Source organism: Syntrophorhabdales bacterium, assembly GCA_035541455.1.
Classification (GTDB): domain Bacteria; phylum Desulfobacterota; class Syntrophorhabdia; order Syntrophorhabdales; family WCHB1-27; genus JADGQN01.
This window is the reverse complement of the sequence record DATKNH010000017.1, coordinates 45234-56321: the sequence shown is the minus strand read 5'-3', so window position 1 is coordinate 56321 and position 11088 is coordinate 45234. Positions and strand designations below refer to the sequence as shown.

Below are 11088 nucleotides of genomic sequence, written 5' to 3'. Positions count from 1 at the left end.
GCACCGGAGGAAACACCAGACATAACAGTACTACTCTTACCTTCTTAGGCATTACGCACGCCCTCAGTATGTCTATCCAGGAAAAAGCGTACATGTAAGATGGTAGCCGCACCTCTGTCACATAGCAATACGCCATATGTTCAGCTTTGATGAGTCGAAGGTATTAGCCACAAGGGGTACCAGTAAGTTGAGGTGCAGAGTCTCAGCAATAGCCGGGCACGTTTGGGTGGCGTGGTGGGGCTACACGTAAGGACCGATTACACTTACAACCCAGCGCTTTCCTAAATTGTTAGCATTAAGCCGTTCTACCGATACCAAGTAAACCGTTGGACGATTGTCTATTAAATTTTTCTGAATTACTCTGTAGCGAGGGCGGAATTATGAAGACTGCAATGCCAGAAGGGGATTAGCGTACCCTATACAGAATGGAACGCATCGCTCTTGCGACCCCTGTCCAACGTGCGGGTTGACACGGTTGGGTTCCGCCCTGCTTTATCCTCTGTCTGCATGAGGCTACGTGGTAGGCCAAGGTAACAGACAGCGACAGCGGTATTATATCTCAAGAGGATATAGGGCTATGAAACGGGATTAACACGGGCTGTCAAAAAAGCTGTTCAGCTATATCCCCATCTTGGAGCAGACAGACGCGCTGGACAACGTTGAAATCGACTATCCGCTCCCGTATGACCGAAGTTTGTCCCCCGAAGAACTGAAAGAGCAAAAGAGGCAGCATCGACACTTCCTTCTCTCGCAGACCCTGCAAAGCTAGGCCCCCCGCGAAGCAGGGTGCAACTGCGTAAGCATAACGGGCAGGGTCAGCAATGGCCGGGGAAGTGTTTGGGAGTTATGTGATTGGGGGTCATGCGACACCCTCTGATGATGACCCTTGTTATTGTTCCTCTGAATCTTCTGTATATTCATGAACATCTTTTGTCAGAGCATGTTCGAGGTTCAAGTCTTTGAGGACCTCCCTTGCCCGCTCTGCCTGATCTTTGGGAACCATAAGCTTCGCGGGCTGAATCAGCGGTTGAACGTAGTTAAACTCCTCTCCGAAGAAGGAATAGGTAATACCTTCGCCATCAAGAATCGACTTGATGAGCGCTATGTCACCCGCATTAAAAGTGGCAAGAATCTCCTCAAGCTCAACCCATTCTGACGACTTGTCATCTTCATTGAGTTGCGCAATTAAAGGAACGCCGCAATCTGCACAGACGCTGATACCCTCGACATATTCGGTACGGCATTTAGGACAAAACATCTTCCCCTCCTCGTAGTGTTCCTATTAACCGCGATTCTGAGTTAGTCCACTAGAACAGTATAGTACAGATGTTACTACCTTGGTCCTTTTGATGCACGTTGTTGATTAACAATCAACGTGTACCCTCTGTCGTGTCAAACAGAACGTCAGTACAGCGTGAAACCTTTTGAGGGATGAGAGTCTTTAAGAATTCACGTGAGAACGGGCTTGTGCGTAGGTTGAGAAGAGAACACGAGAGGGATACCGATTCACATGTAGTGTTGTCATAGCTATTAGGCTTAAACCGAGATGGTAGGCTTTTTGAGCCAGCATTGACAAGGGTTTTCATGCCCCTCAAAATGATGATCCGTAATACGCCGGAATGAAAGTAGTTTTGAAAGACTATTTTTCTTGTTTTCAGAGCTTTATTAGAACATCCCAATTTTTGAATATATGCCGGAATCATTAGATATTACAGCGATGTTACAGTCTAGAACAAAATGGTTATAAACAGAGGAATAACAAGTATTTGGAGTCTTTGATCAAGGGGTTATTCACCAGTTTTTACACATAAAATGTGGAAAACCCATGAACGCACTGTAAGTAGCGGACGCCCTCCAATCTGCTTCCGCACTTTCTTCCTAATCTTTGTTACTGATTTTGCCCTTCAAGCTTTCTATATATAAAGGAGGGCCATCATAATGTTCAAGAAACGATCCCCACGAGACGAGACTCCAGAACATCGCGTTCATCGTTGACAGAGAAGCCTAAGCAGCCACGCCCACGCAGGGATCACGAGACCGATACCACTATGAAAGCGTTTGAACGGTACTATAACATGGGAGATAGACGCTCCTATCGAAGGATCGCCGAGGAGTACGCCATCCATCCTCTTACTGTGTTCAATTGGGCCAAGAAATTTCAGTGGCAGGCGCGAATCGCTGAGCGTAAAGCTGCTATAGCTGAGAGGCTACGCCGAGATTCCATCCATGATGCGATGAAAACGAGAAAGAGATTTGTCGATGAGATAAGCAAGCTATTCGATAGATTCGTTCTATGGGTGGAAGAGGAGGAACGGGCCTACGAGGAAGCCTGTGCAGAAGCAAGAGAAAAAGGGACACCCCTCCCGCGCCGTTTTAGCGTCATCAGGGATATGTCCGATCTGGAAAAGCTCGCGAAATTACATTTGCTGTTTAGTAGGCGATGCCACGGAGCGCAGGGAGAGTGTGAACAATGAACAAGAGAAGAGAGCAGAAGCTTTCCTGAAAAGTGCGCCAGAGGCGCGGGAACTGCTTGTACAGGTGTTTCGGCGTGAAAAGCCCTATCAGGATGTCAAGAACAGCTTCGTACGAGCGTGTAGACGAGCCGGTATTGTGGACTTCCGGTTTCACGACCTACGTCACACCTTTGCTTCGCATCTTGTTATGGAAGGGGTAGATATCACGACCGTGAAAGAACTGCTAGGACACAAGACCCTGACCATGACTCTTCGGTATGCCCACCTTGCACCCTCTCATAAGGTAAAGGCCGTTGATGTGCTGGACAGAGCGCTTAACGGAAACTCTACTTCACATTTACTTCACAGTTTGCCTTCGTCCGAGGTCGCAGTGATGTCGGGAAGTCCAGTAATATCCAAGTGCCCCCGGCATGACTCGAACATGCGGCCTGCGGATTAGGAATCCGTCGCTCTATCCACCTGAGCTACGGGGGCACGAACCTTACAAACACTTTTTAGCTGAAAGAACTTAGTGCCTCCGGGCCTGGTGGATCATCCGTCGCTCTATCCACCTGAGCTACGGGGGCACGAAAATATCAGGTAATTAGCATAGCACAAGAGGACCATATTTCGGCAATATAAATTCTGTCGAAAAATTCGGCCGAGCGCAAATTCGTCATGTGGCCTATACTGAAGTTGACCTTGCGTGTCTGTCAACCAAAAACGAAGTAGCGCAACCAGATATAGATGTTCGACACAACAATGGACATAAACCAGAAGGGAAATGCGTAGACCATAAACTTTACGAATGATACCTTTCTCCCGACTTTTTCGCCCATACCGACAACCACGACATTTGCGGATGCCCCGATAGCCGTTCCGTTTCCACCGAGGCAGGCACCAAGAGAGAGGGCCCACCAGACCGGTAACATGGTTGTCTGATTCACTACATCGATGTGGACACCTGGCCAGAGCGCTTTTCCCATGTCGAGGAGGAGGGGGTTCATGGTGGCCACAAAAGGTATGTTGTCGATGAAGGCCGAGGCTACGGCGGAGAACCAGAGAATAATGGTGCTGGCGAAGAGCATGTTACTCCCCGTTGCCTTGATAACCGCGTCTGCCATCATTTTCACGAAACCTACCTTGACCACTGCGCCTACAACGATAAACAATCCTATGAAGAAAAATATTGAGGGCCATTCGCATTCGCTGAGGATGGTATGCGGTTCTTCTATGTTGAGAACCAGCATGAGAAGCCCTGCGCCGAAGATAGCGATGGTGGCGGGCTGTAGTTTGATCTGGCCGTGAAAAATGAAGGCAGCGATCACGACAGCCAGGACGATGAGGCAGCTCCAGATGGTTTTCCTCTCTTTGATCACTCCTTTTTCGTCCATGTTCATGATGCGCTCCATGGCTTCTCTGGATGTTTTAAGGTATCGTCTGAAGACTATCTTCAGCATGATGATATAGAAAAGCATGATGACGAGAATAGCTGGAGCAAGGTGGCGGACAAAGATCATAAAATCGAAGTGGGCTTTGGATGCGATCATGATGTTGGGTGGATCACCTATGAGGGTTGCAGTTCCCCCTACGTTCGAGGCCAGTGCTGTCGATATCAGGTAGGGTACGGCGTCCACTTCCAGTTGGTCGCAAATATAGATGATGATGGGCGTGATGAGAAGGACCGTTGTCACGTTGTCGATGAAGGCACTCACAAACGCAGTTACAAATGCGAATATTGCCATGATCCAGTAGGGGCTTCCTTTCGCGATCTTCGCGCTCTTGATCGCGAGATACTCGAAGAAGCCCGTCGGCCTCATGATATTCACAATGATCATCATTGAGATCAAGAGCAGGACCACGTTCCAGTCCACACCCAGTTCTTCCGAGTAGAACGCTTCACTCTGCTGCAGTACGCCGGTGACCAGGATGATCGACGCGGCAAAGAGAGCGATTATTGTTTTATGAAAATGTTCCAGGGTAATAAGGACATACGCGACAAAGAATACGCCGACAGCAATATAGAAAGGATTCATTAGATCTCTCCCCCCGGTATTTCGTCTTCAGCGGCCCCGCTTCAGGTGACCGGCTGAATACTCAAGCATTGAACGCACGCGTGCTGAAGTGTATTTCCTGCTCGGTGCCTTGGACGTATCTGAATCCTGGGGCTCGCGTCACCCCCTCCAGCGGCAAAGCCGCGTGTAGCCTCCCCCTCTCGCTCGCGGTGCTCACTAGATAGATTCCTTACAGGCGGCGCCGAGCTAGCAGAGGACACGCTTTCAAGCATGGGTGAATGCATTCACTGTTCGCCAGAGCGCGTGATGTGAGTACCACGGGCTTACCCGTGGGAATCTATTTATCTGTTTTTGTTATATAATGCAAGACTTTTCGGCATAGCGGTCGGGCCCATCCAAAACATGTTTCCTTACGCGCCCATTGCCTTGAGCGTTATTCTCGCCCCTACGGCCCCCGGTATCCACCGTTCGCCGAAATGATCCATGAGGACTTTCTGAGCGTAATAGCCGGTGCAGTGAAATCCTGCGAGGTAGCTGACATGTGCCTCTGCTATGTGTCGCACTGTCTCACGCATTTGTTCTTCATCCGCATTGTTAAGGTGAAAGCCTCCGAAGAGTGCGAAGATATTGTGCCCCGGGAAAAGCCGCTGTGTGTGCAGGAGGGTGTTTACGACGCCCGCATGGGCGCAGCCCGTGATCACGACAAGCCCTTTGCCGGAAAGCTCAATAATCAGAGCCTGGTCGTCGCTGATCGGATCGCGCACCAGTGTGCCTTTCTCTTCAAGAAATGCGTTGGGCATGCCCTTTTCAAAGGCAGTCCGCCGCTCGATCTCCCCGGAAACGTATGCGCCCTGCCCCAGCGAAGTCAAGCCGCCGCTCAAAACAATTCTCGACTGCAGCTTGGCAAGCAGGCTCTTCTTGATGCCCCAGGGCCCGACTACGCGCTCCCCGAATTTGATGAATCGTCTGATGCCGCATGCGGTAGGATGAAGGACAACACGGCAGGATTCCTTTGCGTACGTCAGGGCTTTAGAAAAACCACCGTAATGATCCCCGTGCGCGTGGCTCAGGACCATGAAATCGGCGAGCCCGATATCGATGCCCAGTTGTCTGGCGTTATGCAGGAGTATGGCGCCGCTTCTTCCGAAATCGTAAAGTATGCGCAGAATATCCTTTTGCTCCGTGATCTCGATCCAGAGTGAAAGGCCCTGCTCACCCCGGAGGCGCGAACCATCCCCTGGTGTGGGGTAGGTGACATACTCTTTTGACGGGAGAAAAATATCAGTGTAGTTGTCTACAAGCAGCGTGATTTCGACCCTGTCTGCCATACGACACCCCCTTTGCACGAACATTGCCGCTGGCCGTAGTTGCTTTGGAGAGGCCGGGACATTGTTCTGCTACAGGTTAGCTAAATCGAACCAGGGTCGGGAGTCAAGATAAATCCATACACCCTGCAAGGAAATAAAGAAGTTGATAATGGCGCTGCAAATCTCGTATATTGTTGTCCATGCAGCGGGACAAAGCTTTTCTGCTCATCATCGTGGCTTTTCTGGCAGGCTTTATAATCGGGGCGGTCAGTGGTATCAAGTTTTACGGGTCTCAAAGGGGAGGGACTCCCCCGGTTGCTTCAGAAGGAGGCTCCGTGAGCCCTCAGGCCAAAGCGAACCTGTTACAAGAAATCAGCCAGATGGAAGAAGCCCTCAAAGGCGATCCGCAAAACCTGCAGGTGCTCATATCACTGGGTAACGCGTATTTTGATACCAACCAGGAAAGAAAGGCGATTGATACGTACCAGAAGGCGCTCGCGATCGATCCCAAGAACGCTGACGTGCGGACCGATATGGGTATCATGTACAGAAACATCAAAGATTATGACAGCGCAATCAGGGAGTTCAGACAGGCCGCAAAAGACAACCCCACCCACGTTAACAGCAGGTTTAATCTTGCTATCGTCCTCCAGAATGATAAGAAGGATATACCCGCGGCTATTGTGGCGTGGGAAGATTTCTTAAAGGTAGCTCCTACCGACAACAGAGCTGTCATGGCCAAAGCCCAGTTGGAGCAGCTCAAGAACCTCGCCAAGTAATAAAGCCCGTTCCGAGTTTCGACGCCTGCGGCGTTGTTGCGGGTTACGTGTTTTAACCCGCAACCCGCAACAGATTTTGGTTCGTAACGTTCATTAGATGAGGTGACCCAGTTCAAACACCACGAGTGCCTGACTGCCCGATGGTGACTTGTTGTTGATCCGGTGGGGCGTCTCGGCCTTGTAGGTGACTGCGTCACCCTGGTGGAGGCTGATCTTCTCCTTGCCCACCTCACACTCTATCTCACCCGTAAGACAATAGACAAACTCATCTCCCGGGTGAAAACAAAATTCCTCGCGGAATTTCTCGTCAGGCGCGAGCCTCAGAAGGACCGGTTGGAGATTCTGCTGCTTGAGGTTTGGTGCGAGGGCCTCAATTGAGGATCCCGGCTGTTTTCCCACGCCAGGCGAAAATACAACTTCTTTCATGTCCTGGCTCTGCCCGGAAAAAAAATCATTGATCCCCATATTGAAGGCTTTGGCGATCGCCAGCAGGGTGGTGACAGTGGGCGAGGTTTTGTTTCTCTCTATGAGGCTGAGGGCATTGGCTGAAACTCCGCTTTTCTGCGAGAGAAGTCTTAACGACATGCTCTTGCTTGCTCTGAGCCGCTTCAGTTTTTGACCTACGTTCAGGATGTCTTGAGCTTCCACCGCGAGGCCTCACTTGGACCGGGGGGTCCCAAAGATTGACTTAGTTGGCGTATACATTTATAGTCTAACGAAAGGGCCGCTTTGTCAAGAAAATTTGTACCAAAAATCACAACCTTTTATAGCCCGATTTTTCTTCGGGACTATCCAACAGTGGACTGTGAGGCGCCGGAACGCGTCAGTGCCATCCATTCCGAGGTAGCCGAGCTTGTAATTTTTTTGGAACCGGAACCCTGCAATATAGAAGACCTCAGGCTCTGCCACACAGACAGCGTTCTGGCCTCGGTGCAACGGTATTCGGAGGTGTTTGAGGTGGCCCGGGTCTCGGCGGGGGCCGCAATTGCCGCGGCTGAGCGGTGCTTCAAAGGGCCCACCTTCTCGCTGGCCCGACCTCCGGGCCACCATGCCGGCCGCAACTTCAACGGTGGATTCTGCTTCTTCAATAACATAGCGCTGGCTGTTCAGAAACTGCTTACCGCCAACAGGATCGGGTCGGCCCTGATTGTTGATATCGACCTTCATTACGGCAACGGGACGTTCGATATTTTTAAGGACGACCAGAGAGTGACCTTCAGGAATATTTCCGCACCGAGCCGCACGGAATTTCTATCAAACCTGGACAACGCGCTGGAAGACGCTGCCGGCTACGACATCGTGGGCTGTTCCGCAGGGTTCGATACGTATGTACATGATTGGGGCGCGCTGCTCTTCACCCAGGATTTCAAAACCATCGGCTCAAAGATCACCTCTTCCAATCCGCATGTGTTCTTCGTCTTGGAAGGGGGCTATTATGTGACGGATTTAGGCAGGAACGTCCACTCTTTCCTTCAGGGCATCCAGGAAGCTTGTTCGTAAGCTGTGTACTTGCCTTCGCCGCCGGGATCTATATCCAAGCCTTCTATGGCATTGCGCCGAGGCCGATTGCTCTCGGACTCGCTGCGCTGGTGCTGTTGCTTCCATTTTCCCAGCGCAGGAATGGCAGTGTCACTTTTTTTCTTCTGGTGGTTGCTTTTTTACTGACCGGCATTATCCGACTGGCAATCGTCACAGAATCAATGCCTTTGCTGATTGATGAAGGCGAATCCCTGTATGCGGGAAGCGTAGTTGAAACATCGCCGAAGTCAAAAGTCATAGCCATTACCGATCCTGAATCCTTGCGGGATCTGCGGGTTTCATTTCACTCGGATGCTCCCCTGGAGACTGCGGATCGCGTCTACCTGAGAGGCCGCATCGTTGAATTCAGCCCGGTGTCTGCAGACTCCCCGCGCAAGCTCTGGAGATGGCTCAAGCGCTTGGAAGGGGTCAACCACGAACTGAAAGGGAAGATACTGCTTGTGAGACCGGGCGGCAGTTCCATTAATGCCTTGAGGAATTTTTTCCGGAAAAGGATAGAGGCATCAGGAGCGATGCACAGCGATGTCCAGAAGGCACTCACTATCGGCGATCGAGCTTCGCTTGACGAAGAAATCAACAAGCTCTTCCTGAGGACAGGCACCTCCCACGTACTCGCCATTTCAGGCTTCAACGTAGGCATTATCTCGGGTTTCTTCTTTTTTGTTGCGAGATTTCTCCTCCGTCGCATCAGGCGGCTCAGATTGTCAGGCCGGGACGTAAAATATGCGGCCGTGCTCACGATTCCCTTCCCCTTTATTTTCATGCTCATAGCCGGCTCAGGCGTCTCCGTGATCCGTGCAACGATCATGGTGGAGATCTACATGCTGGCCCTCATCTTTGAAAGGGGAAGACATCTCCTGAACAGCATGGCCCTTTCCGCCCTCATTATTCTCCTCATCTATCCCCACTCACTTTTTTCACCTTCGTTCCAGCTCACCTTCATGAGCCTGCTCGCGATAGTGCTCTGCATGGAGAAGCTCTACCCGATGATAAAGAAGATCAGATGGACACCGGCCGAATGGTCCTTGTCGGTCATACTTACCACTGCTGCTGCGACGCTCGGAACCGCCCCTGTTGTGATATATCATTTCTACGGGATAAACCTCTTCAGTATCATCCACAATCTTGCGACGGTACCACTGACGGGGGTCCTGGCCACATCCTTGAGCCTCATAGGCATGAGTGTGCCTTTCGGTGATGTCCTGTTGGTGCTCTCAGGATGGGTAGTCCATTTCAATCTCATTCTTCTCCGCTGGCTCGATTGGGGTTATCTCTTTCCCATTATCCGGCCCGATTTCTTTGAGATGCTCCTTTATTACGCGCTCTTCTTCTCTCTCCTGTACGCAGGGAAGAAGCCGGTGGTTGCCTTGCTCCTCGCTGTGCTGCTTCCTCTCTGCGTGCTTCAATTGTACCTGGTATATGAAAGAAGATTTAATAATGATCTCTGCGCCAACTTCATAGACGTGGGTGTGGGAGAAGCGACTCTCATCGAGGCGCCGAAAGGCGTGAGGATTCTCATAGACGGGGGAGGTTCCCTATCCGGGGACTTCGATACCGGCTCCCGGATTGTGATGCCCTTTCTGCTGTCAAAGAAGATCCTGACGCTCGACTATGTGATCAATTCTCACGGCCATGAGGACCATATCGGGGGTCTTCCATCGTTACTTCAAAATATGAACGTGAGAAACTTTGCAACCACGTCACATTTGGTGGAGTACGTACACTATCGGTCTCTACTGGAGACCATGCGCCGGAAGGGAACCGCACTGCAGTTCTGGAAGAAAGGAGATGCCTATCATTTTCCGGCCGAGACAGAGATTGCAGTGTTGCATCCTTTACAGGGCGCAACCTTTGAAAACCTGAATGATGCTTCTCTCGTAATCGCGATCACGCGGAATGGGAGCACGTTTCTCTTTCCCGGCGATATCGGCGGTAGCGTCGAAGAAGAGCTCATCACCTCGGGCGCTTCTCTCAAGGCAGATGTCCTGAAAATTCCGCATCACGGCAGCCTCACTTCCAGCACTCTTCCCTTTTTGAGAGCAGTCAGCCCGAAGCTGGCGGTATTGAGCGGAGGCGGGGTGATGGCGGGATTGCCTGCTCGCCAGACCATGGAGCGGTACCGGATGCTTTCCATTCCCACAGTGAGGACAGACAGCCAGGGACCGATCACTGTATGTTCTCGCGCAGGACGGCTTACCTATCATATAGCACAATGACCCGAAATGCTGTTCTCCTTGCTGGCATAATCAATGTTCTGGTCTTATGATTGTAAGTAAGACTTGTGGTAGAATGGCGTCGAAAAAGATAAGTGTGCTGGTGGCTCCGGCGAAAACGAAATAAAACGTAAGGAGCTGGTAATGCACCCGGCAAGAAAGGAGAGGATAACATGTTTAAGGAGCTTGCGGAGAAGAGAAGAAGTGTCAGAGCGTATGCTGACCGACCTGTGGAAGCCGAAAAGATCGATGCTATCATCGAAGCTGCCCTGCGTTCCCCGACGGGAGGCGCCAGAAGGCCTTGGGCATTTGTAGTGGTCACCGACAAGGGCCTTCTGAAGGAACTCTCGGTGGCAAAGCCCGGAGGTGCCGCCTTTGTCAAGGATGCCCCGGTGGGCGTAGTCGTGTGCGGAGATCAGTCTGCTTCCGGACTATGGGTCGAGGATTGCTCGATAGCTGCGGTCACTATGCAATATGCAGCTCATGACTTGGGCCTTGGAAGCCGCTGGGCACAATTGAGAGGAAATAATTTCAACGACAACACAACGTCAACCCAATACATCGCCAAGCTCCTCGGCCTTCCTGAAAATCTTACGGTTGAGTGTATCATAGCGGTAGGGTACCCGGCTGAAGAGATGGTTCCCTACAAGAAGGACGAACTCCGTTACGATAAGGTCAGCTATAACCGTTACGGCCAGAGCAAGAGCTGATCTGCAGCACCTGAGCGGCGGTCCTTCTGCAAGACAGAAGGGCCGCGCCATACAGAAGGGAACGAATCGATA

10 protein-coding genes and 1 tRNA gene are annotated in these 11088 nt (G+C 51.2%); 5 read left to right on the top strand and 6 right to left on the bottom strand.

All coding sequences use genetic code 11. The features are described from left to right. Positions 1-601: 601 nt before the first annotated feature. Both VMT71_02155 and VMT71_02150 read right to left on the bottom strand, forming a co-directional pair. Positions 602-763, bottom strand: a complete 162-nt coding sequence (locus VMT71_02155) for a hypothetical protein (GenBank protein ID HVN22745.1) — start codon at positions 761-763, stop codon at positions 602-604. A gap of 126 nt (positions 764-889) precedes the next feature. Next, positions 890-1258: a DUF2007 domain-containing protein gene (locus VMT71_02150; protein HVN22744.1), complete on the bottom strand. Its 369-nt coding sequence runs from the start codon at positions 1256-1258 to the stop codon at positions 890-892. 790 nt (positions 1259-2048) lie between these two features. Here VMT71_02150 and VMT71_02145 point away from each other — a divergent pair. Continuing rightward, positions 2049-2474 (top strand): hypothetical protein, encoded by a 426-nt coding sequence (locus VMT71_02145; GenBank protein ID HVN22743.1) that lies wholly within the window; start codon positions 2049-2051, stop codon positions 2472-2474. A gap of 400 nt (positions 2475-2874) precedes the next feature. On the opposite strand, the gene VMT71_02140 is transcribed toward VMT71_02145, so the two are convergent. The 3 genes from VMT71_02140 to VMT71_02130 all read right to left on the bottom strand — a co-directional run bounded on the left by VMT71_02140 (position 2875) and on the right by VMT71_02130 (position 5796). Further along, positions 2875-2948: transfer RNA gene (locus VMT71_02140), tRNA-Arg, on the bottom strand. 218 nt (positions 2949-3166) lie between these two features. Further along, entirely contained in the window at positions 3167-4489 is a 1323-nt protein-coding gene (locus VMT71_02135; GenBank protein ID HVN22742.1) for an ArsB/NhaD family transporter, read from the bottom strand. A 389-nt stretch (positions 4490-4878) separates the two neighbouring features. Beyond that, on the bottom strand, positions 4879-5796 hold the full coding sequence (locus VMT71_02130; protein HVN22741.1) for an MBL fold metallo-hydrolase: 918 nt from the start codon (positions 5794-5796) through the stop codon (positions 4879-4881). A gap of 179 nt (positions 5797-5975) precedes the next feature. On the opposite strand from VMT71_02130, the gene VMT71_02125 reads away from it, so the two are divergent. Next, a complete protein-coding gene (locus VMT71_02125) occupies positions 5976-6554 on the top strand; it encodes a tetratricopeptide repeat protein (GenBank protein HVN22740.1) in 579 nt (192 codons plus the stop codon). Positions 6555-6647: 93 nt separating this feature from the next. Here the strand turns inward: VMT71_02125 and VMT71_02120 are convergent, their stop codons facing one another. Next, positions 6648-7202 (bottom strand): cupin domain-containing protein, encoded by a 555-nt coding sequence (locus VMT71_02120; GenBank protein ID HVN22739.1) that lies wholly within the window; start codon positions 7200-7202, stop codon positions 6648-6650. A gap of 150 nt (positions 7203-7352) precedes the next feature. On the opposite strand from VMT71_02120, the gene VMT71_02115 reads away from it, so the two are divergent. The 3 genes from VMT71_02115 (at position 7353) to VMT71_02105 (ending at position 11016) form a co-directional block, all read left to right on the top strand. Then, on the top strand, positions 7353-8054 hold the full coding sequence (locus tag VMT71_02115) for a hypothetical protein (protein HVN22738.1): 702 nt from the start codon (positions 7353-7355) through the stop codon (positions 8052-8054). After that, a complete protein-coding gene (locus tag VMT71_02110) occupies positions 8045-10309 on the top strand; it encodes a DNA internalization-related competence protein ComEC/Rec2 (protein ID HVN22737.1) in 2265 nt (754 codons plus the stop codon). The genes VMT71_02115 and VMT71_02110 overlap by 10 nt, the downstream gene beginning before the upstream one ends. Positions 10310-10479: 170 nt before the next feature. After that, positions 10480-11016 carry a nitroreductase family protein gene (locus VMT71_02105; protein HVN22736.1) on the top strand — a complete coding sequence of 179 codons (537 nt, stop codon included), beginning with the start codon at positions 10480-10482 and terminating at the stop codon, positions 11014-11016. The last annotated feature ends 72 nt before the right edge of the window (positions 11017-11088 follow it).

What these genes read in the sequence shown, in the direction of transcription:
- VMT71_02130 (HVN22741.1), bottom strand. Translation starts at nt 5,796, where the DNA reads ATGGCAGACAGGGTCGAAATCACGCTGCTTGTAGACAACTACACTGAT.
- VMT71_02145 (HVN22743.1), top strand. Translation starts at nt 2,049, where the DNA reads ATGAAAGCGTTTGAACGGTACTATAACATGGGAGATAGACGCTCCTAT.
- VMT71_02150 (HVN22744.1), bottom strand. Translation starts at nt 1,258, where the DNA reads ATGTTTTGTCCTAAATGCCGTACCGAATATGTCGAGGGTATCAGCGTC.
- VMT71_02125 (HVN22740.1), top strand. Translation starts at nt 5,976, where the DNA reads ATGCAGCGGGACAAAGCTTTTCTGCTCATCATCGTGGCTTTTCTGGCA.
- VMT71_02135 (HVN22742.1), bottom strand. Translation starts at nt 4,489, where the DNA reads ATGAATCCTTTCTATATTGCTGTCGGCGTATTCTTTGTCGCGTATGTC.
- VMT71_02105 (HVN22736.1), top strand. Translation starts at nt 10,480, where the DNA reads ATGTTTAAGGAGCTTGCGGAGAAGAGAAGAAGTGTCAGAGCGTATGCT.